Source organism: Kitasatospora sp. NPDC032757 (assembly GCF_055579305.1).
In genome coordinates this window covers 23,505-49,136 of sequence record NZ_JBVINN010000024.1, presented here as the reverse complement: position 1 = coordinate 49,136, position 25,632 = coordinate 23,505, and the positions used below count along the sequence as shown (strand labels likewise).

General features: G+C 72.7%; 15 protein-coding genes and 1 other RNA gene. 2 read left to right on the top strand and 14 right to left on the bottom strand.

Annotated features, from left to right (window positions below; genetic code table 11):
• Positions 1 to 63: 63 nt before the first annotated feature.
• From ACZ5WK_RS24580 to ftsE, 7 genes are all read right to left on the bottom strand, one after another.
• Complete coding sequence (locus tag ACZ5WK_RS24580) at positions 64 to 1,536, bottom strand: NAD-dependent malic enzyme (protein WP_465550088.1); 1,473 nt, start codon at positions 1,534 to 1,536, stop codon at positions 64 to 66.
• 338 nt (positions 1,537 to 1,874) lie between these two features.
• The gene (locus ACZ5WK_RS24575; protein WP_465550086.1) at positions 1,875 to 4,178 is read right to left on the bottom strand and encodes a HelD family protein; all 2,304 of its coding nucleotides are present in this window, start codon (positions 4,176 to 4,178) and stop codon (positions 1,875 to 1,877) included.
• A 185-nt stretch (positions 4,179 to 4,363) separates the two neighbouring features.
• Positions 4,364 to 4,745, bottom strand: a transfer-messenger RNA (tmRNA) gene (gene ssrA / locus ACZ5WK_RS24570).
• Between the two features lie 108 nt (positions 4,746 to 4,853).
• A complete protein-coding gene (gene smpB, locus ACZ5WK_RS24565) occupies positions 4,854 to 5,330 on the bottom strand; it encodes an SsrA-binding protein SmpB (RefSeq protein WP_396322759.1) in 477 nt (158 codons plus the stop codon).
• A gap of 70 nt (positions 5,331 to 5,400) precedes the next feature.
• Positions 5,401 to 6,543, bottom strand: coding sequence for a S41 family peptidase (locus ACZ5WK_RS24560; RefSeq protein ID WP_465550083.1), 1,143 nt, complete (start codon positions 6,541 to 6,543; stop codon positions 5,401 to 5,403).
• Between the two features lie 156 nt (positions 6,544 to 6,699).
• On the bottom strand, positions 6,700 to 7,611 hold the full coding sequence (gene ftsX, locus ACZ5WK_RS24555) for a permease-like cell division protein FtsX (protein WP_396322761.1): 912 nt from the start codon (positions 7,609 to 7,611) through the stop codon (positions 6,700 to 6,702).
• Between the two features lie 76 nt (positions 7,612 to 7,687).
• Entirely contained in the window at positions 7,688 to 8,377 is a 690-nt protein-coding gene (ftsE, locus tag ACZ5WK_RS24550) for a cell division ATP-binding protein FtsE (RefSeq protein ID WP_148644607.1), read from the bottom strand.
• A 349-nt stretch (positions 8,378 to 8,726) separates the two neighbouring features.
• Here ftsE and ACZ5WK_RS24545 point away from each other — a divergent pair, with 349 nt between their 5' ends.
• Entirely contained in the window at positions 8,727 to 8,921 is a 195-nt protein-coding gene (locus ACZ5WK_RS24545; RefSeq protein ID WP_396322762.1) for a hypothetical protein, read from the top strand.
• A 128-nt stretch (positions 8,922 to 9,049) separates the two neighbouring features.
• Here ACZ5WK_RS24545 and prfB read toward each other — a convergent pair whose 3' ends face one another.
• The 3 genes from prfB to ACZ5WK_RS24530 all read right to left on the bottom strand — a co-directional run bounded on the left by prfB (position 9,050) and on the right by ACZ5WK_RS24530 (position 13,596).
• Positions 9,050 to 10,165 carry a peptide chain release factor 2 gene (gene prfB / locus ACZ5WK_RS24540; protein ID WP_465550080.1) on the bottom strand — a complete coding sequence of 372 codons (1,116 nt, stop codon included), beginning with the start codon at positions 10,163 to 10,165 and terminating at the stop codon, positions 9,050 to 9,052.
• Positions 10,166 to 10,244: 79 nt separating this feature from the next.
• Complete coding sequence (locus ACZ5WK_RS24535) at positions 10,245 to 11,501, bottom strand: serine/threonine-protein kinase (RefSeq protein ID WP_465550078.1); 1,257 nt, start codon at positions 11,499 to 11,501, stop codon at positions 10,245 to 10,247.
• A 211-nt stretch (positions 11,502 to 11,712) separates the two neighbouring features.
• Positions 11,713 to 13,596 carry a serine/threonine-protein kinase gene (locus ACZ5WK_RS24530; RefSeq protein WP_465550076.1) on the bottom strand — a complete coding sequence of 628 codons (1,884 nt, stop codon included), beginning with the start codon at positions 13,594 to 13,596 and terminating at the stop codon, positions 11,713 to 11,715.
• Positions 13,597 to 14,022: 426 nt separating this feature from the next.
• Between ACZ5WK_RS24530 and ACZ5WK_RS24525 the strand changes: the two genes are divergently transcribed.
• The gene (locus ACZ5WK_RS24525; protein ID WP_465550074.1) at positions 14,023 to 16,872 is read left to right on the top strand and encodes an FtsK/SpoIIIE domain-containing protein; all 2,850 of its coding nucleotides are present in this window, start codon (positions 14,023 to 14,025) and stop codon (positions 16,870 to 16,872) included.
• Between the two features lie 94 nt (positions 16,873 to 16,966).
• Here ACZ5WK_RS24525 and ACZ5WK_RS24520 read toward each other — a convergent pair whose 3' ends face one another.
• From ACZ5WK_RS24520 to pruA, 4 genes are all read right to left on the bottom strand, one after another.
• Positions 16,967 to 17,785, bottom strand: coding sequence for a hypothetical protein (locus ACZ5WK_RS24520; RefSeq protein WP_465550072.1), 819 nt, complete (start codon positions 17,783 to 17,785; stop codon positions 16,967 to 16,969).
• A 156-nt stretch (positions 17,786 to 17,941) separates the two neighbouring features.
• Positions 17,942 to 18,496, bottom strand: a complete 555-nt coding sequence (locus tag ACZ5WK_RS24515) for a hypothetical protein (protein ID WP_465550070.1) — start codon at positions 18,494 to 18,496, stop codon at positions 17,942 to 17,944.
• Between the two features lie 95 nt (positions 18,497 to 18,591).
• A complete protein-coding gene (locus ACZ5WK_RS24510) occupies positions 18,592 to 23,556 on the bottom strand; it encodes an NAD-glutamate dehydrogenase (protein WP_465550068.1) in 4,965 nt (1,654 codons plus the stop codon).
• Between the two features lie 320 nt (positions 23,557 to 23,876).
• Complete coding sequence (gene pruA / locus ACZ5WK_RS24505) at positions 23,877 to 25,508, bottom strand: L-glutamate gamma-semialdehyde dehydrogenase (RefSeq protein WP_396322795.1); 1,632 nt, start codon at positions 25,506 to 25,508, stop codon at positions 23,877 to 23,879.
• Positions 25,509 to 25,632: the final 124 nt, after the last annotated feature.

Genomic DNA, 25,632 nt, shown 5'->3' with positions numbered 1-25,632 from the left:
TGGGCGGGTAAGCGCGGTAATCGGTCATTTGACCGATCCGCGACACGTGCCGCGGGGCCGCCGTCAGAGCTTGACGGAGGGGAAGGACGCGGTGTCGAGGGTGCCGACGATGCCCGGGGTCGGGCGGGACGGCTCGCGGTCCTCCTGCGGGCCGGCCAGCGCGGCGTCACGGACGGCGGCGGCCACCGTCTTGGCGACGTCCTTGTGGAAGACGCTCGGGATGATGTAGTTGGCGTTCAGCTCGTCGTCAGCGACGGTGGTGGCCAGCGCACGGGCGGCGGCGATCATCATCTCGGTGTTGACCGTCCGGCTCTGGGCGTCCAGCAGGCCGCGGAAGACGCCCGGGAAGACCAGCACGTTGTTGATCTGGTTCGGGAAGTCGCTGCGGCCGGTGGCGACCACGGCGGCGGTCTGCCGGGCGATCGCCGGGTCGACCTCCGGGTCCGGGTTGGCCAGCGCGAAGACGATCGCGTCCCCGGCCATGGTGGCCAGGTCGTCGCCGTCCAGCACGTTCGGGGCGGAGACGCCGATGAAGACGTCGGCGCCCGCCACGGCCTCCTTGAGGGTGCCGGTGCGGCCCGAGCGGTTGGTGTGCTCGGCGATCCAGCGCAGCGAGTCGTTGAGGTCCTCACGGCCCTGGTGGACCACGCCCCGCACGTCCGCGACGGTGGCGTGCTCGACGCCGGCCGCCAGCAGCAGCTTGAGGATCGCGGTACCGGCGGCGCCGGCGCCCGACATCACCACGCGGATCTCGGAGATGTCCTTGCCGACCACCTTGAGCGCGTTGGTCAGCGCCGCCAGCACCACGATCGCGGTGCCGTGCTGGTCGTCGTGGAAGACCGGGATGTCGAGGGCCTCGCGCAGCCGGGCCTCGATCTCGAAGCAGCGCGGCGCGGAGATGTCCTCCAGGTTGATGCCGGCGAAGCCCGGGGCGATCGCCTTGACGATGGCCACGATCTCGTCGGTGTCCTGGGTGTCCAGGCAGATCGGCCAGGCGTCGATGCCCGCGAAGCGCTTGAACAGGGCCGCCTTGCCCTCCATCACCGGCAGCGCGGCCGCCGGGCCGATGTTGCCCAGACCCAGCACCGCCGAGCCGTCGGTGACCACGGCGACGCTGTTGCGCTTGATGGTGAGGCGGCGGGCGTCCTCGGGGTTCTCGGCGATCGCCATGCAGACCCGCGCGACACCGGGGGTGTAGATCATGCTGAGGTCGTCACGGTTGCGGATCGGCAGCTTCGAGGACATCTCGATCTTGCCACCGAGGTGCATCAGGAAGGTACGGTCGGAGACCTTGCCGATCGACACGCCGTCGATCGTGCGGAGCTTCTCGACGATCTCCTCGCCGTGGGCGACGGAGGACGCGGCGACGGTCACGTCGATCCGCAGCGCCTCCAGGCCGGAGGCGGTGACGTCGAGCCCGGTGACCGAACCGCCGGAGGACTCGACGGCCGTGGTGATCGCACTGACGGCGTTGCCCCTGGCCGGGACCTCCAGCCGCACCGTGATCGAGTTGGAGACACTGGGCACCGTCGCCATCGACGTTCCTTCTTCCGTCCGGTCAGTCGCTTCAACATATTGTTGAAGGCCTTCGCCTGCGCATGCTAGACCTCGATCGTCGCATCTACCAGGCTGAAGCCAGAAATAATGTTCATTGAGTGTGCGAAGTCGACAACTTCTTGCCTCAGCGGGCCGATGCGTTACATTGGACGGGACACCGGCTCGATCCAAGCCCCCGGGCCCAACCTTCGTCCCTTCGAGGGACCACTTGCCGCGAGGCGAGCATGGCGGGTCGGTGTCATCAACGTCTGAAGGCCCCTCACCACCGGTGAGGGGCCTTCTTCGTGTGCCGCCCGTCGTGACGGGCGGTCAGCCCGTCAGCCGTCCAGCAGCGCCGGGACGCCGTCCGCGTCCGGCAGGTCGTCCGGGCCGGAGAGCACGGTCAGCCGCTGGGTCGCCCGGGTCAGCGCCACGTACAGCACCCTCAGGCCCGCCTCCGACTCGCCGGCGATCCCGGTCGGGTCGGCCACCACGGTCGCGTCGTACTCCAGGCCCTTGGCCTCCAGGCTCCCCAGCGCCACCGCCCGCTCGCCCAGGCCGGCGATCCACCCGGCCGCCTCGGCCCGGCGGTCCATCGGCACGACGACCGCCACGGTGCCGTCCACCTCCGCCAGCAGCCGCTCCAGCTCCGCCCGGGCCGCCGCGCCGAAGGCCTCCGGCGACGGGTCCGTGACGGCCGCGAACCGCGGCTCCACGCCGACCCGGCGCACCGCGCTCGGCGAGGGCGTTCCCGGCGCCGCCAGCGCCAGCACCTTGGCCGCCACCTCGGCGATCTCGGCCGGGTTCCGGTAGTTGACGGTCAGCGTGTAGCGGCGGCGCGGCTTGCCGGAGAGCACCTCGTCCAGCGCGGCCTGCGCCTCCTGCGGGAACGGCCAGGAGGACTGCGCCGGGTCGCCGACGATCGTCCAGGTGGCCATCCGGGCCCGGCGGCCGATCATCCGCCACTGCATCGGGGTGAGGTCCTGCGCCTCGTCCACGATGATGTGGGCGTACTCGGTGCGCTCGACCGGCACCCTCTCGCGCTGTCTGGAGTGGCGGTCGGCGAAGGTGGTGACCTCGTCCAGGCCGCTCAGCAGGTCCACCGCGTCCACCTCGCGGACCTTCGGGCGGACCGCCTCGCCGAGCAGTACCTGGAGCTCGTCCACCAGCGCCACGTCGTGCGCCGACAGCTCGCCCTCGCCGCGCTCGGACAGGTGCCGCCAGGAGCCGGCCAGCAGCCGGGCCTCCTCCGGGGTGACGGCGCGCCGGGCGATCCGGTTGGTGTGCCGGGTCTGCTTCAGCGTGCCGAGCACCCGCCGCGGGGTCACCGCGGGCCACCAGGCGTCCAGGAAGTCCAGGAACGACGCCTCGTCCGAGACGTAATCGTCGAAGCTCTCCTTCTCCTCCTGGCGCTGCTCGCGGGCGTAGTGGTCGGCCGGCTTCGGCAGGTGCCGGGTCGCCTCCTGCCACAGGGCGTCCAGCAGCAGCCGGCGGGCACGCGGGCGGAGCAGGTTCAGCGGGGTGCCGCCGGAACCGATCACGTTGCCGCGCACGGCCTTCAGCCGGCCCGCGTCCAGCCGCAGCACCTCGCCGCGGGCGACCACCTTCAGCTCCTGCGGCGCACCCAGCTCCAGGGCCGCCCGGGCGGCCCTGCGCAGCAGCTGCACCATCCGGGCCGAGCCCTTGACCCGGGCCGCCTCCGGGGTGTCGTAGGTGCCCGCCTCGATGCCGTCCACCAGGGAGCCGACCGCGCGGACGGCGACCTGCCCCTCCTCGCCGAGCGAGGGCAGCACGCCCTCGGTGTAGGAGACCAGCAGCGGGGTCGGGGAGACCACCAGGATGCCCCCGGCGTAGCGGCGGCGGTCCTGGTAGAGCAGGAAGGCGGCGCGGTGAAGGGCGACGGCGGTCTTGCCCGTGCCCGGGCCGCCGGTGACCAGGGTGGCCCCGGCCGCGGCGGCGCGGATGACCTCGTCCTGCTCCTTCTGGATGGACGAGACGATGTCGCGCATCGAGTGGCTGCGGGCCCGGCCGAGCGAGGCCATCAGCGCACCGTCGCCGACCACCGCCAGCTCGCGGCCGTCCAGGGTGGGGGTGAGGTCGGGGCGGAGCAGGTCGTCCTCGACGCCGATCACCTTGCGGCCCTTGGAGCGGATCACCCGGCGGCGGATGACCCGGCCCGGCTCCAGCGGGGTGGACCGGTAGAACGGCGCGGCGGCCGGCGCCCGCCAGTCGATCACCAGCGGGCCGTACTCGGCGTCCAGCACCCCGAGCCGGCCGATGTGCAGGGTCTCGGCGACGGCCGGGTCGGCCGGGTCGAGCGGGGTGTCGGAGGGGATGCCGTGCTCCTCCGGCGCGTCGGCCTGCTGGAGGTCGATGCGGCCGAAGAGGAAGTCCTCGAACTCGTTGTTGAGCCGCTGGAGGTGGGCGCCGGCCCGGTAGACCTGGGCGTCCCGCTCGGCGAGCGCGCCGGGGGTGCCGACCTGCACGCGCTTGGCGGCGTCCTCCAGGATGTACTCGGCCTCGGCGAGCTTCTCCTCCAGGCGGTGGTAGACCGTGTCGAGGTGGTGCTGCTCCCCGGCGATCTCGCGCTCGCGGACGGTCTCGGAGTCGGTGGCGGCGGTGGTGTCCGTATTGCTCTGCATGGCCTCGGTGGTAGCGGCGGGAGTCCGGCTCTGGGAAACGAGCGGACGGAAGATCCTACGCCCCCGCCGCTCCGCCGTGCCGCACCGGGACGGGGAAAAACGCGAAGCGGGGGCGCAGCGGGGCGGGGAAACGCGAAGGCCGCCCTCCGCTGAGCGGTGGGCGGCCTTCGCCGTGCAACATGGGGTGGTGGAGATGCCGGGAATCGAACCCGGGTCCAGTGGAGTGGATTCAGGACTTCTCCGAGCGCAGTCCGCTGTGAGTTTCTCGGCCCTGGCAGTCACGCGGACAAGCCGCCAACAGGCCCAGCTGCTGTTTGATTTCCCATCCACCCCCGCAGCCCGGGTGGACGGTTGAGTTCCCTAGATTATGCCAGGGTCCGGGTCGGGAACTCCCCGGTCTGACACCCAAGCACTCTTAGCTGTTATTAGGCAGCGAGAGCGAACTGCTGGGAATCGCGCTTAGAGTTGGCGATTATTTTTTTGCGACAGATGGTTAACGAGATCATTGCCGCGTTCCTCGGCTCGCTTCTCCTGTTTCGACTTCCCCTGTCGAAACCGATCATCCCCATGTTTTGTTGAGAAACAGCTCGGACGGTTGCCGTCCGTGTTGCTGGCGCCATACTACGCGAGGCGACCAGCGGGGGTCCAGCGGATTAACGCCGGCGCCGCCGGGTGTCAGCCCTGACGGCGTCGCGCCGCCGCCACCGCACGGGCCGTCTCGCGGGTGTCCTGCTTCTCGCGCAGCGTCTGCCGCTTGTCGTACAGCTTCTTGCCGATGGCGAGCGCGAGTTCGAGCTTCACCCGGCCGTCCTTGAAGTACAGCGAGAGCGGGATCAGGGTGTGGCCGGCGTCCCGGACCTTGGCCTCGATCTTGTGGATCTCCATCCTGTGCAGCAGCAGCTTGCGCTTGCGCCGCGCGGCGTGGTTGGTCCACGTCCCCTGGGTGTACTCGGGGATGAAGACGTTGTCGATCCACGCCTCGTGGTTCTGGATGTAGGCGTACCCGTCGACCAGGTTGGCCCGCCCCTCGCGCAGTGACTTGACCTCGGTGCCGGTGAGCACGAGACCGCACTCGTAGGTGTCGAGGATGGTGTACTCGTGTCGCGCCTTCTTGTTCTGCGCGATCAGCTTCTGTCCGGTTTCCTTTGCCATAGCGCCGTCATTCTCGCACCTCGGCCCGGTGCCGAGCAGCCCCTTTACGCACGCGTCAGCACCTGGCGCGTCAGGCGCGGGTCCCGAGGCCCGCCAGGACCCGCAGGGCCAGCTCGCCGGCGTCCTCGGAGCCGGACGCGGGCACGTCGGGGGTCAGGCCGGTGCCCTCCGGGGAGCGCCCGGCGGGGGTGTAGTAGCGGCCGACGGTCAGCTCCAGCACCGCGCCGTCGGCGAGCCTGCTGGGCTGCTGGACGGTGCCCTTGCCGAAGGTCCGGCCGCCCACCACGACGGCCCGGCTGCGGTCCTGGAGCGCGCCGGTGAGCAGCTCGGCGGCGCTCATGGTGCCGCCGTCCACCAGCACCACCAGCGGGGTGCGCTGGTCGCCGCCGGGCGGCGCGGTCAGCTCGCGGGTGCCGCCGCGCTCCTGGTAGGAGCCGACCGGGCCGCCGTCCAGGAAGACCGCGGCGGTGCCGGCGGCCTCCTCGACCAGCCCGCCGGAGTTCCCGCGCAGGTCCAGCACCACCCCGGCGTGCGGGCCGCGCAGGGCGGCACTCACCTTCTCGGCCACACCGCTGGTGAAGGCCCGCACGGTGATCCGCACGACGCCCTTCTCCAGGTGCTCGACCGTGACCTGCTGACTGTCCAGCAGGGCCCGGTGCAGCCGGACCTCGCGGATGTCGCCGTCGCCGCGCTGGACGGCGAGGGTGACCTCGGAGCCGACCTGCCGCTCCCCCTCGCGCCCGCGCAGCCGGGCGACCACCTCGGTGACCGGCAGGTGGTCGGCCTGGTCCGGGCCGATCCGCAGCAGGCGGTCACCGGCGGCGATCCCGGCCTCGGCGGCCGGCCCGGCCGGCTGCACCTGCGAGACCGCGGTGGCGCCGTCCTGCCCGCGGCCGACCGAGAGGCCCACGCCGAGGTAGCGGCCGTCCAGGCCCTGGCTGAACTCGGCGTACTCCTGCGCGCTGTAGTAGGCGCCCCAGCGGTCGCCGTTGGCGCCGATCAGGTGCTCGGCCTGCTGCTCGGAGAGCGCGGTCCCGGCCGGGTCCTGCCCGGCCGCGACGGTGGCCACGGACGCCGGGACCGCGTCCGCGGACGGGTGCGCCGGCCTGCTCGGGTCGCCCCAGGCGCCGGTCGCGGCGCCGGCCAGCAGCACGGCGCCGAACACCAGGCTGAGGGTGGCCGCCTGGCGTGCCCTGCGCGGAGTTTCTGGCATGGCATCGGAGTGTAGGCGCAGCGCGCGACGCGGCGGGCCGGAACGGCTGACGGCGAAACGCCGACGGCCCCGGACGGCGCAGTGCCGTCCGGGGCCGTCGCAGCGCCGGGGCCGGACCGGGGTCGGCACTGCGGGGCGGTGCTGACCTTGCCGGTGCTAGACCTTCAGGTACTTCCGGAGGGTGAAGAACGCGGCGATGCCGGCCATGCCCATACCGACCACCACGAGCAGCGGTATCACCGCCAGCACCGAGCCGAGCCCGATGAAGTGGATGAACTGCACCCGGTCGGCCAGCCAGCTGTGGACGAAGAAGTGCCCGCCGAGCAGCAGTCCGGAGGCCATCACCGCGCCGAGCAGCGCGGCGAACGCGGCCTCGGCGATGAAGGGCATCTGGACGTAGAAGTTCGAGGCACCGACCAGGCGCATGATGCCGGTCTCGCGCCGCCTGCTGTACGCCGACACCCGGACGGTGTTGACGATCAGCAGCAGGGCGACGAACAGCATCAGCACCATGATCACGAACGCCGCGGTCTGCAGGCCGTTCAGCAGGCCGAAGAGGTTCTCCAGGATCTTCCGCTGGTCCTCGACCGACTTGACGCCCGGCTTGCCCGCGAAGGCGCTCTGGATGACGTCGTACTTGGTCGGGTCCTTGAGCTTCACCCGCCAGGACTGCGGGATGGCCTCCGGGCCGAGGACGGAGATGAGCGGGTTGTCCGGGTTCATCTCCTTCCAGTGCTTGTACGCCTCGGTGGAGTTCTCGAAGGTCGAGGACTGCACCACCGAATCCATCTTGTCCAGCTGGGACTTGATGTCGGCGATCTGCGGGTCGGTGGCCGCGCCGTTCTGGCACTGCGGCGAGTTGCGGGCGTCCGACTTCGTACAGAAGTAGATGCTCACCTCGACCTTGTCGTACCAGTACCCCTTCATGGAGTTGACCTGGTCACGGACCAGGAGGGAGGCACCGGCGAGGGCGAGGGAGAGCGCGACGCTGACGACGACCGCGATGGTCATCGTCAGGTTGCGGCGGAGACCCACACCGATCTCCGACAGGACGAACTGGGCGCGCATGCGTGTAACAACTCCAGGGTCGGTACTGCTGGTCGGGCGGGACGGGCCGGGGGCCCACGGGATCAGCGCCGGAGAGTCAGTGCTGGTACCCGTAGACGCCGCGGGCCTGGTCGCGGACCAGCAGCCCCTTGTCGAGCTCGATGACGCGCTTGCGCATCTGGTCGACGATGGCCTGGTCGTGGGTGGCCATCAGCACCGTGGTTCCGGTGCGGTTGATCCGGTCGAGCAGCTTCATGATGCCGACCGAGTTCTGCGGGTCGAGGTTGCCGGTGGGCTCGTCCGCGATCAGCAGCATCGGCCGGTTCACGAACGCCCGGGCGATCGCGACGCGCTGCTGCTCACCGCCGGACAGCTCGCCCGGCATGCGGTCCTCCTTGCCGCCGAGGCCGACCAGGTCCAGCACCTCGGGGACCACCTTGTTGATGGCGCTCTTGGGCTTGCCGATCACTTCGAGGGCGAAGGCCACGTTCTGCGCGACCGTCTTGTTGGGCAGCAGGCGGAAGTCCTGGAAGACGGTGCCCAGCTGGCGGCGCATGTGCGGCACCTTCCAGTTGGACAGCTTGCCCAGGTCCTTGCCCAGCACGTGCACCTCGCCGGTGCTGGGGCGCTCCTCGCGCAGGCACAGGCGCAGGAAGGTGGACTTGCCCGAGCCGGACGAGCCGACCAGGAAGACGAACTCACCCTTCTCGATCTCCAGCGAGACGTTGTCCAGGGCGGGACGGTTCTGCTTGGGATAGGTCTTGGAGACGTTGTCGAATCTGATCACGGCTGCATCACGGAGGCCATCCTAGGCGGCGCCAGTCCTCGGTCGGTCCACCCCGGGCGCCCGGCCCGGGGGCGGGCGGCGGGAGCGGAAAGGGCCGCTCCCGGCTTGGGACCATACGCGAAGCGGCGGCCGGCCCGCAGGGGCAGCCCGTGACAGAAACCGAATCCTGGGGGAGAATGACCGGTTATGCCCCGAAAACTGGGAGGCATCTCACAGCCCGGGGGCCGGAACGGCCAGAACCTGGCAGAGTGGAGGTGGCGGCCGAGGTTGGCCGCTCCCCCGCACAGGGCAAGTAAAGGAACCAAAGCCCCGTCCGGTGCGTTGGCTGTAGCAGCGAGGAGGAGATCGCATGACCTGCGACCATCTGGTGTGCGCCAACTGCAACGGCCGCGTGAGCGATGGCCGCTGCCCGGTGTGCCGCGCCAACCGTGCCCGTCTGCAGGACCAGCAGGGGCCGTTCGCCGCGCTCTCCCCCGCGATGCTGCTCGCCCTTCTGACCGGGCTGCTCGCGGTGGCGCTGATCGCCCGGCAGGCGCTGGCCTGATCCCGGCGGACGTACGGGACGGACGTACGAGAAGGCCCCGACGGATCACCGTCGGGGCCTTCTTCGTGTCACTGCCTACCGCGCGGCGGCCTCGACGCCGTGCTCGATGACCGTCGAGGCCGGAGTCCTCACGCCTGGTTCGCGGTTTCCCGCTGCTTCCTCCAGCGGATGCCCGCCTCGATGAAGCCGTCGATGTCGCCGTCCAGCACGCCCTGCGGGTTGCCGACCTCGTACTCGGTCCGGACGTCCTTGACCATCTGGTACGGGTGCAGCACGTAGGAGCGCATCTGGTTGCCCCAGGAGCTGCCGCTGTCCTTGAGCGCGTCCATCGCGGCCCGCTCCTCCTGGCGGCGCCGCTCCAGCAGCTTGGCCTGGAGGACGTTCATCGCGGACGCCTTGTTCTGGATCTGCGAGCGCTCGTTCTGGCAGGAAACCACGACACCGGTCGGGATGTGCGTGATGCGCACCGCCGAGTCGGTGGTGTTGACGCCCTGGCCGCCGGGGCCGGAGGCGCGGTACACGTCGATGCGCAGCTCGGACTCGTCGATGTCGACGTGGTCGGACTGCTCGACGACCGGGAGCACCTCGACACCGGCGAAGGAGGTCTGCCGGCGGCCCTGGTTGTCGAAGGGCGAGATGCGCACCAGCCGGTGGGTGCCCTGCTCGACCGAGAGCGTGCCGTAGGCGTACGGGGCCTTGACGGTGAAGGTCGCGGACTTGATGCCGGCCTCCTCCGCGTACGAGGTGTCGTACACCTCGGTCGGGTACCCGTGCCGCTCGGCCCAGCGCAGGTACATGCGCATCAGCTGCTCGGCGAAGTCGGCGGCGTCCACGCCACCGGCCTCGGCGCGGATGTTGATCAGCGCCTCGCGGGCGTCGTACTCGCCGGAGAGGAGCGTACGGACCTCCAGCTCCTCGACCGCCTTCTTGACGGCGCCCAGCTCGTTCTCGGCCTCCACGCGGGTGTCCGCGTCGTCCTCGGCCTCGGCGAGCTCGAAGAGGACCGCGAGGTCGTCGATGCGGCTGCGCAGGCTCTCGACCCGGCGCAGCTCGCCCTGGAGGAAGGAGAGCCGGCTGGTCACCTTCTGCGCGTTCGCGAGGTCGTCCCACAGGTCGGGGGCGGCTGCCTCCTCCTCCAGACGCGCGATGTCGGCCCGGATCTTGTCCAGGTCGAGGACGGCCTCGATCGACCCCATGGTCGATTCGAGGTTCTTGAGCTCTTCGGAAGGATCGACGGCTGCCACGCACCCAGGGTAATGCCCCCGGGGGGGCTCCTGGCGACACCGGGCGCCTCCGGCTCCCCGACCGGGTGCCCGCCGTCCCCTACGGGGCCCGCTGCGGTGCGGAGCGGACCACCGGGCGGGGCGCCTTCCCGGCGTCGGGGGCGGTGGCGGCGAAGGCCGTCCAGGCGGCGGCCGCACCGGCCAGCAGCAGGACCGTGGCCAGCAGGACGGCCAGCACCCGGCGGCGGCGCAGCAGCGCCTGGCGGTCCCGGCGGTGGGCCGTGGGGGCGGTGCGCTGGGCCCGGGACTCGGCCGCGTAGGAGGCCAGCTCCTGGGCGGAGGGGCGGCGCAGGCTGGTGTGGGTGTCCCGGGTGGAGTCCGGCGCGACGCCCGGCACCAGCGGGACGGCCGGGCCGCGGCGGCGCTTGTGGGTGCCGGGGCCGGCGTCCACCTCGGCGTAGACGGCCTCGCCGGGGGTCAGCAGCTCCTCGGCGGGGGGCCGGCCCTGCTGCGGGACGGCCAGCACCGGGAGCCCGGCCAGTGCGGGCAGCTGCTCGCGCAGCCGCGCGGCCAGCTCGGCGGCGCGCAGCCGGGAGGCCGGGGCCTTGGCCAGGCACTCGGAGATGATCCGCCAGAGGCCGTCCGGCAGGCCGGGGATCGGCGGCACCTGCTCGGTGACGTGGCGGCGCAGCACCGCGCCGGTGTGGCCGCCGCCGAACGGGGTGGAGCCGGCCAGCAGCTCGTAGAGCACGGTGGCGAGGGCGTAGATGTCGACGGCCGCGCGCGGCTCCAGACCCTCGATGATCTCGGGGGCGAGGTAGTCGGGGGTGCCGATGATCCGGGTGGCGCGGGTCCGGCGGGGGGCGTCGACCAGACGGGCCACGCCGAAGTCGGTCAGCTTGGCGCGCGGGGCACCGCCGGGGCCGGGGGCGGCGGCGAGGTCGAGCAGGACGTTCTCGGGCTTGACGTCGCGGTGGACGATCCCGGCGGCGTGCGCGGCGGCCAGGCCGTCGGCGACGTCCGCGATGACCGAGACGGCGGTCTGCGGGGCGAGTGCGCCGTCGCGTTCCAGCCGGGAGCGCAGGTCGGTGCCCTGGACCAGCTCCATGACCAGCGCGAGGTCGCTCCCGTCGACGACCATGTCGCGCACGCCGACCACCCGGGGGTGGTCGAGGCTGGTCAGCGCGGCGCGTTCCTGGACGAAGCGGCCGACCAGCACCTGGTCGGCGGCGAGGTCCTCGCGCAGCAGCTTGACCGCCACCGGGCCGTCCGGCCCCTCGCCGAGCCAGACCGTCCCGGCCGAGCCCCGGCCGATCACCTGGTGGACGGTGTAGCGGCTGCCGATCTTGCGTGCCAATGCTGCTCCGTGGGCGGCGGGAGCGCGCCGGGGGTCCGGTGCGCTCGGTGGGGCGGGACAACAGCGACCAACCTACGCGCCCGGACCCCCTCCGCGGGCCGCCTGAGGGGGTCCGTCGGGCACTGGCGGCCGAGAAATATTGCGAATTATCGACAAAGCGTCAATGTCGCTGCCAGGCCCGGCGCCTGGAGTCCGTTCCGGGCCCGGGCCGTCACTTGTTCGAGTCGAGGAAGCTGCTCACCCAGTCGCTCGCGCTGTTGAACCAGTCCTGGACGTTGGCCCAGTACTGCGGCAGCGGCGTGAAGTTCCACAGCGCCACCGCGGCCACGGCCAGCACCAGCAGGACCATCAGGCAGCCCTTCAGGCAGCCGAGGCCCGGGATGTACATCCGGTTGCGGCTGCGCCGGCGCGGCTCCCGGGGCTCCGGCTCCCGGCGGGCGGGCTGCGGCGGCGCCTCCCGGCGCTGCGGGGGCTCGCGGTGCTGCGGCGCCGGCGGCTCGGCCCGGCGCGGCGCGGCGGGCGGAGCGGACTGCGGCGGCGCGGCCTGGTAGCCCTGCGGCGGTCCGGCCGGCGGCTGCTGCGGGCGGCCCTGCGGCTGCCGGTACGGCTGCGGGGGCTGGTAGCCCTGCGGCGGGCGGCCGTGCTGCGGGGGCTGGTTGTAGCCGCCGGGGGCCGGCTGACCGCCCTGCCCGGCCTGGTAGGGCGGCGGGGCCACCGGCGGGCGCTGGGCGTACCCGGGCGGCGGGGCCTGCCGGTAGCCGCCCGGCGCCTGCTGCGGGTAGCCCTGCGGACCCTGCGGGCGGCCGCCGGCGTGGCCCCCCTGCCCGGCCTGGAAGGGCGGCGGGGCGACCGGCGGGGCGTCGAAGTCCTCCGGGTCGAAGTAGCCGATCTCGGTCTGCTGGTTGCGGTCCCGGGCGGCGCGCAGCTGGGTCTGCCACGGGTGCGGCGCCTCCGGCTGCGGCGGCCCGGGCGGGACGGGCGGCGAGGCCGTGGGCGGCATCAGCTGGGTGCGGTCCCCCGCGCCGTACGGGGCGGCCGGCGGCGGCTGGGTGCTCATCACCGCGGTCGCGGCGGCCGGGTCGTACTGCTGGGCGGACTGGACGTCCGGGCCGGCCGGGAGCACCTGGGTGCGGTCCTCGGCGGGTGCGCCGCCGGGAGCGGCGGGGGGCACCGCGGCCGGCTGCGGGTCCGGCAGCAGCAGCGCGCCGACCGCGAGCGCCGCGTCCACCGCCACCGGCGAGGCGTGCACCCCGACCCCGGCGGCGACCACGCGCAGCGCGCGGGCCAGCGAGACGGCGCTCGGCCGCTGCGCAGGGTCCTTGCGCAGGCAGCGCTCGATCACCGTCCAGAGCGGGTCCGGCATGGTGGACGGGCGCTGCGGCTCCTGGGCCAGGTGCGCCTGGAGGATCGCCAGCGGGCCGTCGCCCTGGAACGGCTGCCGGCCGGTGACCAGCTCGTACAGCATGATGCCGGCGCCGTACACGTCCACCGCGGAGGTCTGCGGGCGGCCCTCGGCGGACTCCGGCGCGACGTAGGCCGGGGTACCGACGAACTCGTGGGTGCGGGTGATGCCCGGGGAGTCGGCGAGCCGGGCGATGCCGAAGTCGGTCAGCATCGGGTGCATCTGCTCGGTGCCGTCCACCATGGTGGAGGCGAGCAGCACGTTGGCCGGCTTGAGGTCGCGGTGGACGACGCCGTCGGCGTGGCTGGCCGCCAGCGCGTCGGCGACCTGGGCCATCAGCAGGGCGCCGGCGATCGGACTGAACGGGCCGTTGCCGCGCAGGTAGCGGGCCAGGTCGGGGCCCTCGACCAGGTCCATCACCAGGGCCAGCAGCTCGCCCTCGACGACGAGGTCGCGGACCTTGACGATGTTGGGGTGGGTCAGCCGCAGCAGCAGCGAGCGCTCGCGCAGGAAGCGCATCACCACGTCCGGGTCGGCCGCCAGCTCCTCGCGCAGCACCTTGATCGCGACCGGCCGGCCGGGCTCGGTGCCGGGCACCACGACGTCCGGGCGCACCCGTCCGCGCCAGACGGTGCCGGTGGCCCCTCGTCCGAGGGTCTCCTCAAGCAGATACTTGCTGCCGACTGGCCGCACCTGTCGCACTCCTCGCCGTGCCGCCCGCGCGGGGCGCTCCTCCGCCGGTGCGGTGAGCCTGCCGGGCCCGTGTTCCGGCCACTCTAACGGTGTCCGTTCACGTTTTTGAGGCGACCGGCGAGGGGTTCGGCGCGGCTCTGCGGGACATCCCTCGAGGGGGTCCCGGGGACCGGCGGCCGGGACCGGGCGGGCGGCGGTTGACCTGACTCCCCGTCGCCCCCACCATGGCGATGATCGCAAGATCGTCAAATCCTGTACCGTGCGCGGACTGTCGGTGACGGATGGCAGGATGACACTTGCCACTCTTGTGGCCCAATGCCGTCGCGGCGGCCCGCAGGGCGCCAGGCGCCGGCGGGCAGGCAGCACAGCCCGGGCAGCAAGCGTCGGCACCAGGCGTCAGCACCAGCAGAAGGGACCGCGGGCGAGATGCAGATCCGGCTGACCGTCCTCCGACCGCGCAGCGGACCGGCAGCCGCCGGATCCGCCATCCCCTACGTGGACGTGCTGGTCACCGCGCCCGTGGGCACCGCGCTCGGCTCCCTCGCGGGCGCCCTTGCGGGCGCCGTGGGCGTGCGCGGCCCACGGGCCGCCACCCATGTGCACCTATACGCCGGGGCGCACCGGGTGGACGAGCACACCCTGCTCGGCCACCCCCCGCTGCTCGACGGCGCCGTGCTCAGCCTCAACGAGCCCGACCCGACCGCCGACGACCCCGACGACGGCCCCGGCGCCGCCGAACTGCGGGTGGTCGGCGGCCCCGACGCCGGCGGCGTGCACCGCCTGCACGGCCGGGAGATCCGGGTCGGCCGCTCCGGCGAGGCCGACGTCCCGCTCGACGACCCGGACGTCTCCCGGCTCCACCTCGCCCTCCACCTCGGCGAGGACGGCCGGGTCACCGTCCGCGACCTCGGCTCCACCAACGGCACCACCCTGGACGGCCGGATCGTCCCGCCCGGACCGGCCGAGGAGGCCGTCCCGCTCGACGGCACCGGCCTGCTGCGGATCGGCGAGTCCACCCTCCAGGTCGCGGCCCCGGAGCTCCGGGACGGATCCGGGGCGCCCGCCCGCTCGGCGCTCCCCGACGGCCACGGCCACCTCCAGCTCGCCCCGCCCGCCCCGCTGCGACCCTCGCCCCCCGTGGTCGAACCGCCCGCCGCACCCGAGCCCGCCGCCGGCCGCACCCGCGGCCTGCTCTCGCTCCGGCTCGGCCGCGCCGCCGCGGAGCCGCCCGGCCAGGAGAGCGCCGAGCGCCACCACGCCGCCGTCCGCACCCGCCAGGCCGCCGCCCAGCGCGAGCGCTGGCCCGACCTCGCCGCCCTGCTGCTCAACGCCCTCGGCCCCGGCCCCCGGCTCTGGGAGCGCGGCCCCGGCCACCCCGACGCGCTCACCCTGCGCCTCGGCACCGCCGACCGGCCGGGCGGCCCCGGCACCACCCCCGGCACCCTCCTGCCCGCCGTCCCCGTCACCCTCGACCTCCAGACCGCCGGCAGCCTCGGCCTCAGCGGCCCGCGCGAACGCCTCGACGCCCTCACCCGCGCCGTCGTCGCCCAGCTCGCCGCCCTGCACCCGCCCACCGGCCTCAGCCTCGTCGTGGTCGACGCCGACCCCGCCCGGCCGGCACAGGACCGCGCCGACACGTGGGCCTGGGCACTCTGGCTGCCGCACCTGCGCCCCGCCGACGGCCAGGACTGCCGGCTGCTGATCGGGCTCGACGACGACCAGGCCACCGCCCGCCTCACCGAGCTCACCGCACGGCTCAGCGGCCCGACCGGCCTCGGCGGCCACCCCGCCACCGTCGTCGTGGTCGACGGCCGCCCGGCCACCGAGGCCGCCCGGCAGGCGCTCGACCTGCTGCTGCGCCAGGGCCCGGCCGTCGGCATCTTCCCGGTCTGCCTCGCCGAGCAGCCCGAACTGCTGCCGCGCGGGCTCGGCGCCACCGCCCTGATCACCGGCGAGGTCGGCACCCAGCTCTCCCTCGACCGGCCCGTCGCGCGCGGCCGCGAGACCCTGCACGAGGTCTCGCTGGACGCCGTCTCCGACACCTGGGCCGAGCGGCTGGCCCGCGTCCTCGCCCCGCTGCGCGAGGCCGTCCCGGCCGCCCGGGGCCCGCTGCCCGACGCGCTGCGCCTGCTCGACCTGCTCCAGCTCGACACCGTCACCCCCGCCAAGCTCTCCGCCCGCTGGGCGGCCCACGCCGGCGGCATCGGCGCCGCCACGGCCCTGCTCGGCACCACCCGGGACGAGCTCTGCACCCTCGACCTGGCCGACCCCGAGCTCACCCTCCCCTCCCCCGACCCGGGCGGCCCGCACCTGCTCATCGGCGGCGCGCGCGGCTCCGGCAAGACCGAGCTGCTGCGCACCCTGGTCGCCTCGCTCGCCGTCTCCGAACGGCCCGAGCGGCTGGCCGTCACGATCATCGAGGGCCGGGCGTCGGAGGACGGCCTGGACGGCTGTACCGAGCTGCCGCACGTCACCGGCCATCTGAACGCCGCCACCGACCCGCGTGCCGCGCTGCTCGCCGCGGAGTCGCTGGAGGACGAACTCGCCCTGCGCGAGCGGCTCTTCGACGGGCTGGACTTCGCCTCCTGGCACGCGGCCCGCATCCTCGACGGGGAACGGGGCCTGGACGCGGAACGGGGCCTGGAGGGGGACGACCGCCCGGCCGTCCCGGTGCCCGCCGCGGTCGGGGCGGCCGGCGCCGCACCCGTCCCCCGGATCATCCAGCCCCGCAGCGGCGACTCCCCCCGGCCGGCCCCCGCCGCCGCACCGGTACCGGCCCGGCTGGTCGTCGTGGTGGACGACTACGACGCCCTGCTCGCCCCCACCTCCCCGGCCGGCCGCCCGCTCGCCCGGGCACTGGCCGCGGTCGCCCGCCGCGGCGGCCCGCTCGGCGTGCACCTCGCCGTCGCCACCGGCCGCCCGGAGGAGAGCGCCGGCACCGAGGTCGACGAGGCCGCCCTGCTCCGGATCGCCCTGCGCACCGACGACCCGGCCGACTCCGACCTGCTCATCCATCTCGGCGACGCGGCCGCGCTCGCCGAGGACACCCCGGGCCGCGGCTACCTGCGGCTGCCCGACGGCGGCGTCACCGCCTTCCAGACCGCCCGGATCAGCGGCCGCATCCCGCGCACCGCGACCCTGCGGCCCACCGTCGTCGCCATAGACCCGCTCCAGCTCGGCGCCCCGCCCGCCCGCCGCCCGGTCCGCGAACTGGGCAACGGGCCGACCGACCTCGCCCTGCTGGCCAGCGCCCTGCAGCGGGCCGCCGGGCGGTAGCCCCAGGGCGGACCGATGGCCCCGGCCGGATCTCACCGGCCGGCGCCGTCCGCCGTCCGCCGCTCGGCCGCGTCCCCGCACGGCTTCCGGATGCTCAGGAGCAGAACGTGCCGCGTTTGACCAGGGCGAGGCCGGCGACCTTCGCACCGTCCATGGTGAACTCGTACATCCAGCCCTCGCTGCCCTGGCGGCCCTCGGCCGGCATCTCGTACTTGCCGGTCCCCTCCTTGGCGGGCTGGAGACCCTTCCCGTCGTAGGCCTGCTTGAGCTCGTCCAGCGTCGAGCCGGCGCCGATGCCCTCGGCGGTCCTCGTCCCGGCCGGGGCGACGAGTTCGCGCAGGCCCTCGGTGCCGAAGCCGACCCGGCCGGTGGTCAGGAAGGTCTTGTCCCGCGTGTCGCGCGCCGTGCCGAGGACCTTCGACTCCTCGGAGAGCCGGGCGACCTCCTTCATGTCGGCGGCGTCCTGGTCGAGCCGGGCCGCCTGGCGCTTGTAGTACTCCTGCATCTCCTTCAGCGACGCGCCCGGCGGCAGCGTCTCCGTCGGCTTCTTCTTGGCCTTGATCTCGTCCAGCTTGGCCATCAGCGCGTCGGACTTGGCGCGGGCGTCCGCCTCGGCCGCCATCCGGACCGGGTCCGGCGCCGGGCCGCCCTTGTAGACGAAGTCGGTGCAGCCGTTGAGCAGCGACACCGGGGCCGCTTCCAGGGCGCCGGTGGCCAGCGCCGCCTCCTTGGTCATACCGGGCTTCAGCCCCTTGTAGCCGCCCGCGCCGAACGGCTCCGGCGGCGGGCTCACGGCGGTGGCCGCTTCGGCGGCGTCGGTCTTGGTCCTGTTGTCGCAGGCCGCCGCGCCGGTCACGACGAGCGCGGCGGTCAGTACGGTCACCGCCAGACGCCCGGTGCGCGTCGTTCCCATGATGATCATCCCCCCTGTTTCCGCAGGCCACCGTACCGAAGCCGGATCCGCGACCCGCATCCGGCACCCGGCCCTGCGAGGGGGGGGTCGGACCGCCCGGAAGTCCGGACCGCCCGAACGGTCCGTCCACCCGGAGGGTCAGTCCGGGCGGAAGGGTCAGTCCACCCGGAAGCCGCCGTGCCGGGCCGTCTCCTGGAGCCAGTCGAGCCAGAGCGGCCAGACCGGGCCGGCCTCCAGCTCGCGGCGGACGGCGGCGGGCGCGGTGGCGTAGCGGGCCAGGGCTTCGGTGATCTCCTCCGAGCCGACCAGCCAGGGGCCGCTCTCCGTCATCTTGAACTCGGGTATCCCCGCCATGCCGAAGACGCGGTGGGCCTGGGCGGCGCGGTCCGCGGCGTTGTGGGCGTCCCGGACGCCCTGGGGTGCGGCGTACCAGTCGGCCATGCCGGCGAACGGCCAGTCGGGGAAGTCCGGTTCGTCGGCCTCGTAGCTCATCCGGGTGCGACGCATGCCCTCACGGCAGACGCCCATCTGGTGGTCGTCGAGGGTCATCCGGTAGTCGGGCACGAGCGCTTCGTACTCCTCCCGGCAGTCCGGTGTGTGCGGGCATTCGGGGAGCCGTTCCACACAGGTCTCGAAGCGTGCGCGGGCGGCGGCCGCCGGCTCCGGCAGCTGCTCCCACTCCAGGTCGTACTCGATGTCCAGGTCGTCCACGGGCTCCCCTTCAGACGGAGCAACAGAATAGGGCGGGACCGCGTCGGGTGACGCGGTCCCGCCCCATCTGACCGGAACTCAGGCTGCCCGGGCCGTCAGCGCATCGACCCCGTGCGGAGCAGGGTGCGGATGACGCGCATGGCCACCGACAGGCTGGACAGCTCGTAGTTGTCCGAACCCCTTATGTCGTCGAGCGTGCTCTTGGCCCGGTTCAGCAGGGTGGCGTTGAGGTCCGCCCACGCGGTGTACCGCTCCTCGGGGGTGGCGCCCTCGGGGCCGCAGGCCAGGATGTCGGCGGTCAGGGCCGCGTGGGCCGCGAAGAGGTCCTCGCGGATGGCGGCGCGGGCCATCGACGACCAGCGGTCGATGCGCGGCAGCTCGATGATGCGGTCGAGCAGGTGGGTGATCTGGAGGCGGTCGGCGAGGTCGTAGTACAGCTCGGCGACCTCGGCGACGTCCTTGCCGGACCGGTCCGCGACCTCGGTGATGTCCAGGGTCGGGAAGGTCGAGGAGAGACCCGCGATCCGGTTGGCCAGGGCCTCCGGGACACCGGCGGCGGCCAGCTCGTCGTAGACCGACTCGAACCAGGCCAGGTCCTCACCGCGCAGCGGCTTGGGCAGCGAGCCCCAGACCTGGTTGACCCGGTCGTGGAAGAACTCGATGGTGGCGGCGATGTCGAGCGGCTGGCGGCGGTTGTTGAGCATCCACCGGGTGGCACGCTCGACGAGCCGGCGCGAGTGCAGCCGCATCTTGGTCTGGGCGCGGGCGGGGACCTGGTTGTCCAGGGCCTCGATCTCGGACCAGATCTCCTCCAGGCCGAAGACGGCCCGCGCGGCGGTGTGCGTCCGGGCGATCTCCTCGTACGTGGCGCCGGTCTCCTCCTTCAGCCGGAAGGCGAAGGTGCAGCCACCGCGGTTGATCGTGTCGTTGACGATCAGCGTGGTGATGATCTCGCGGCGCAGAGCGTGGTTGTCGATCGCGTCGGCGAACTTGGCCCGCAGCGCGCTCGGGAAGTACTCGTGCAGCGCGGTGCGGAAGAACGGGTCGTCGGGCAGCTCGGTGGCGAGCAGCTCGTCGGCCAGCGTGATCTTGGTGTAGGCGAGCAGCACCGACAGCTCGGGCTGGGAGAGGCCGCGGCCGTTCTGCTGGCGCTCGCGGATCTGCCGCTCGGTGGGCAGGAACTCCAGCGCCCGGTCGAGCCGGCCGTCGCGCTCCAGGCGGTTGATCATCCGGGAGTGGACGTTGACCATGCTGACGGCCTGGGCGACCGCGTTGGCCAGCACCACGTTCTGCGCGTAGTTGTTGCGCAGCACCAGGTGGCCGACCTCGTCGGTCATCTCGGCCAGCAGGGCGTTGCGCTGCTTGACCGTCATGTCGCCGTCGGCGACGACCTGGTTGAGCAGGATCTTGATGTTGACCTCGTGGTCCGAGGTGTCCACGCCGGCCGAGTTGTCGATGGCGTCGGTGTTGATCCAGCCGCCGCCCCCCTGACCGACCGAAGGGGCCTCGGGACCGCCGGTGGCCGCGTACTCGATGCGGCCGAGCTGGGTGCAGCCGAGGTTGCCGCCCTCGCCGATGACCCGGGCCCGGACCTGCTCGCCGTTGACCCGGATGGCGTCGTTGGCCTTGTCGCCGACCTCGGCGTTGGTCTCGGCCGAGGCCTTGATGTAGGTGCCGATGCCGCCGTTCCAGAACAGGTCGACGGGCGCCTGAAGGACGGCCTTCATCAGCTCGGCCGGGGTGAGCCGGGGCTCCTCGATGCCGAGCACGGCCCGGACCTGCGGGCTGAGCTGGATCGACTTGGCGCTGCGCGGGAAGACGCCGCCGCCCGCCGAGATCAGCGACTTGTCGTAGTCGTCCCAGGAGCTGCGGGGCAGCTCGAAGAGGCGGCGGCGCTCGGCGTACGAGGCGGCCGCGTCCGGGTTGGGGTCGAGGAAGATGTGCCGGTGGTCGAAGGCGGCGACCAGGCGGATGTGCTCGCTGAGCAGCATGCCGTTGCCGAAGACGTCACCGGACATGTCGCCGATGCCGACGACGGTGAAGTCCTGGGTCTGGGTGTCGTGGCCCAGCTCGCGGAAGTTGCGCTTGACCGACTCCCAGGCGCCGCGGGCGGTGATGCCCATGCCCTTGTGGTCGTAGCCGGCCGAGCCGCCGGAGGCGAACGCGTCGCCCAGCCAGAAGCCGTACGACTCGGCGACACCGTTGGCGATGTCGGAGAAGGTCGCGGTGCCCTTGTCGGCGGCGACGACCAGGTAGGTGTCGTCCTCGTCGTGGCGGACCACGTCGGCCGGGTGCACGACCGCGCCGCCGACCAGGTTGTCGGTGATGTCGAGCAGCGCCGAGATGAACGTCTTGTAGGACGAGATGCCCTCGGCCAGCCAGGCGTCCCGGTCCACCGACGGGTCCGGCAGCTGCTTGGCGACGAAGCCGCCCTTGGCACCGACCGGCACGATGACGGTGTTCTTCACCATCTGCGCCTTGACCAGGCCGAGGATCTCGGTCCGGAAGTCCTCACGCCGGTCGGACCAGCGCAGACCACCGCGGGCGACCTTGCCGAAGCGCAGGTGCACGCCCTCGACCTGCGGCGAGTACACCCAGATCTCGAACGCCGGGCGCGGGGCCGGAAGGTCCGGGATGGCCTTCGGGTCGAACTTCATCGACACGTAGGAGTGCCACTCGCCGGTGCCGTCGTGCTGGAAGAAGTTGGTCCGCAGGGTGGCCTTGATGAGGTGCAGGAAGGAGCGCAGGATGCGGTCCTCGTCCAGCGAGACGACCTCGTCCAGCGCGCCGGAGAGCTCCTCCACGATGCCCTCGGTCAGCTCGGCGGAGCCCTGCTGGTGGCTGGGGCTCAGCCGGGCCTCGAAGAGGTTGACCAGCAGGCGGGTGGTGTGGGTGTTGTTGCGGAGCGCGTCCTCCATGTAGTCCTGGGAGAACGTGGAGCCCGCCTGGCGCAGGTACTTGGCGTACGCGCGGAGCATCATCGTCTGGCGCCAGGTCAGCCCGGCGGTCAGCACCAGCTCGTTGAAGCCGTCGTTCTCGGCCCGGCCGGTCCAGGTGGCGGCGAACGTCTCCTGGAAGCGGTCGCGCGCCTCGTCGGTCAGCTCGACGGCCTCGCGCAGCCGCAGGCCGAAGTCGTACACCCAGGCGGTGGTGTGGTCCGAGCGGGTCAGCGCGTACGGGTGCTCGTCGAGCACCTCGACGCCCAGGCGCTGCAGGACCGGCAGGACCTCGGTGAGCGAGATCGGGCCGCCGACCCGGTAGATCTTGAAGCGGCGCTCGTCGTCGCCCGCGCCGACCGGCTGGTACAGGTTGAGGCGGAAGTCGCCCTCGCCGTGCAGCGACTCGATCTGCTTGAGGTCGGCGACGGCGGTGCGCGCGGTGAAGTCGGCGCGGTAGCCGTCCGGGAAGGCGTTGGCGTACTTGCGGGACAGCTCGGCGGCCCGCTCCTCGCCCAGCTCCAGGTGCAGCTGGTCGTTGAAGCCGTCCATCCAGAACCGGGCGGCCTCGGCGAGCTTGCCCTCGATCCGCTCGATCTCGGCGTCGGTCAGGTGCGGAAGCTCGCTGCCGGGGGTGACCCGGACGACGAAGTGCAGACGGGTCAGCACGGACTCCGTCGACCAGACCGTGTAGTCGATCGAGGCGCCGTTGAGCTCCTGCATCAGGATGTCCATCAGGCGCAGCCTGATGCGGGTGGTGTAGCGGTCGCGCGGCAGGTAGACCAGCGCGGAGAAGTAGCGCCCGTACTCGTCCTGGCGCAGGAACAGCCGCAGCCGGCGGCGCTCCTGCAGGTAGAGCACGCTGGTGGCGATCTGGAGCAGCTCGGCGGCCGGGGTCTGGAAGATCTCGTCCCGGGGGAAGGTCTCCAGGATCTGCAGCAGGTCGCGGCCGTCGTGGCTCTCGGTGGAGAAGCCGGAGCTGGCGATGACGTCCTGGACCTTGCGGCGGACGACCGGGATGCGACTGACCGACTCGGTGTAGGCGGCGGCCGAGAAGAGGCCGAGGAAGCGGCGCTCGCCGATGACCTCGCCGTTGGCGTCGAACTTCTTCACGCCGACGTAGTCGAGGTAGGCCGGGCGGTGCACGGTGGCGCGGCTGTTGGCCTTGGTGAGGACGAGCAGCTTCTTCTCGTGCGCCTTGGCGCGGACCGGCGCGGAGAGCCGGCCGAAGGCCTCGCTCACCGGGTGGTGGTCGTCGTCGTGGCTGATCGGGTCGGAGCGCAGGATGCCGAGGCCGGTGCCGGCGACGGCCTTCAGGACCTCCTCGCCCTCGTGCTCGACCAGGTCGTACTCGCGGTAGCCGAGGAAGGTGAAGTGGTCGTCGGCGAGCCAGCGCATCAGCTCCCAGGCCTCGCCGACCTCCTGCTCGGGCAGGTGGGCCGGGGGCTCCTCGGCGAGCTCGTCGGCGAGCCGGAGCGCGGAGTCACGCATCTTCGACCAGTCCTCGACGACCTCGCGGACGTCGCCGAGCACGCGGCGCAGGTCGGACTCGATCGCGCGGAGGTCCTCGCGGTCGGTCTCGCGGTCGATCTCGATGTGCATCCACGACTCGACCACGGCGTCGGCGGGCCACTCGGCACCGGCGGCCTGGCTGCGGGCGCAGGCGTCGATGTCCAGGATCTCCAGCAGCTTGCCGGTGATGTCACGGCGGACGACCAGCTGGGGGTGGATCACGATGTGGATCGCGCGGTCCTGGCGGGACAGCTCGTTGGTGACCGAGTCGACCAGGAACGGCATGTCGTCGGTGACGACCTCGACCACGGTGTGGCCGCAGGACCAGCCGTTCTCCTCCACCGAGGGGGTGTGCACCCGCACCTCGGCGGTGCCCTGCGGGCGCTTGAGCCCGAGCCGGTAGTGCGAGGCGGCCGCGCCGTACACGTCGACCGGGTCGCGGTAGACCAGGTCCTCGGCCGCGGTGTGCAGGTAGTAGTGGTGCAGGTACGCGGACAGAGCGCCGTTGCTCAGGCCCTCCCCCGGCGCCGCTCCCCCCACCTGGCTGTTCTCAGCGGCTGCTGCTGCCTTCGTGAGCAGTTCGGCCTTGGCTGCGTCCAGCTTGGTCTGCATGACTTCTTGGCTCCTGTCGCGCGCCGTTGCGTGACTCGGTGGTGTGTGGATGTGCACCGCCGGGTCCACCGCAATCCTGCCGCACCGACCGACTGAAAGGCTTCCATGGCACGCATGAAACACCTCTGCAGCGGGTAGGACGAGACGTTCGGCCTGCAGCACCCGACGACGCCAGCCAGCCTAACGGGAGGATTTGAAGGTGTCAGGGGACAGGGAGGCACAATCCTGCAGGAAGATCCCTCCGTCCTGGACACCATGTCCAATCCGGCCCGTCATGTTCGCCATCAGCTGGAATGCGTTCACCCACGGCCGTACTGGGTTCACGCTGAGCCCATGTGCGGGTAGCCGTACGCGGTCGGCGGGACGAAGGTCTCCTTGATCGACCGGGCCGACGTCCAGCGCAGCAGGTTCTGCGCGGCGCCCGCCTTGTCGTTGGTGCCGGACGCCCGGCCGCCGCCGAACGGCTGCTGGCCGACCACCGCGCCGGTCGGCTTGTCGTTGATGTAGAAGTTGCCCGCCGCGAACCGCAGCTCCTCCACCGCGCGGGCGATGGCGTAGCGGTCCTGGGCGATCACCGCCCCGGTCAGGCCGTACGGCGCGCCGGAGTCGACCCGCCCGAGCACGTCGTCCCAGCGGGCGTCCTCGTAGACGTGGACGGCCAGGATCGGGCCGAAGTACTCGGTCCGGAACATCTCGTTGCGGTGGTCGGAGGAGACCAGCACGGTCGGGCGGACGAACCAGCCGATCGCGTCGTCGTACTGGCCGCCGGCCGCCAGCTCCACCGTCGGGTCGCTCTTGGCCCGCTCGATCGCGTCGCGGTTCTTCTCGAAGGCCCGGCGGTCGATCAGCGCGCCCATGAAGTTGGAGAGGTCGGTGACGTCGCCGACGGCCAGTGCGTCCACCTCGGCCAGGAAGTCGTCCTTGATCTTCTGCCAGAGGCTGCGCGGCAGGTACGCGCGGGAGAGCGCCGAGCACTTCTGGCCCTGGTACTCGAAGGCGCCGCGGATCAGGGCGGTCTTCAGGATCTCCGGGTCGGCCGAGCGGTGGGCGAGCAGGAAGTCCTTGCCGCCGGTCTCGCCGACGATCCGCGGGTACGTCCGGTAGCCGCCGATGTTGGCGCCGATGGTCTGCCAGAGCGACTGGAAGGTGGCGGTGGAGCCGGTGAAGTGCAGCCCGGCCAGGGCCGGGTCGGCCAGCGCCACCGCGGAGAGCTGCTGCCCGTCGCCGGTCACCAGGTTGATCACCCCGGGCGGCAGGCCGGCCGCCTCCAGCAGCCGCATCAGGTGGTGGGCGGCCAGTGTCTGGGTCGGCGCCGGCTTCCAGACCACGGTGTTGCCCATCAGCGCGGGCGCGGTCGGCAGGTTGCCGGCGATCGCGGTGAAGTTGAACGGGGTGATCGCGTAGACGAAACCTTCCAGCGGGCGGTGGTCGGTGCGGTTCCACACCCCCGGTGAGGAGACCGGCTGCTCGGCCAGGATCCGGCGGGCGAAGTCCACGTTGAACCGCCAGAAGTCGATCAGCTCGCAGGCGGAGTCGATCTCGGCCTGCTGCACCGTCTTGGACTGGCCCAGCATGGTCGCCGCGTTGAGCGTCTCCCGCCAGGGCCCGGCCAGCAGGTCGGCGGCGCGCAGGAAGACCGCCGCGCGGTCGTCGAAGGAGAGCGAGCGCCACTCCCGCCCGGCCGCCAGTGCCGCGTCCACCGCCGCCCGGGCGTCCTCCCGGGTGGCGTTGCCGAGCACGCCGAGCTTGGCCGCGTGGTGGTGCGGCTGGACGACGTCGATCCGCTCACCGCCGCCGAACCGCTGCTCGCCGCCGATCGTCATCGGCAGCGGGATCTGCTCGGCGGCCAGCTCGTCCAGCCGGCGCACCAGCCGGGCCCGCTCCGGGCTGCCGGGCGCGTAGCCGTGCACCGGCTCGTTCCCCGGGACCGGGACCTGGGTGACTGCGTCGATGGGCATGGCGGCTCCGCTCGTCCTGGTGGCCCGGCCCACAGCGGCCCGGCGTCAATCCAGACTGACCAGCGGCGGGCCGGTTCGCCCGCTCAGACACGCCACCGGCGGACGTGGTTCACGCCAC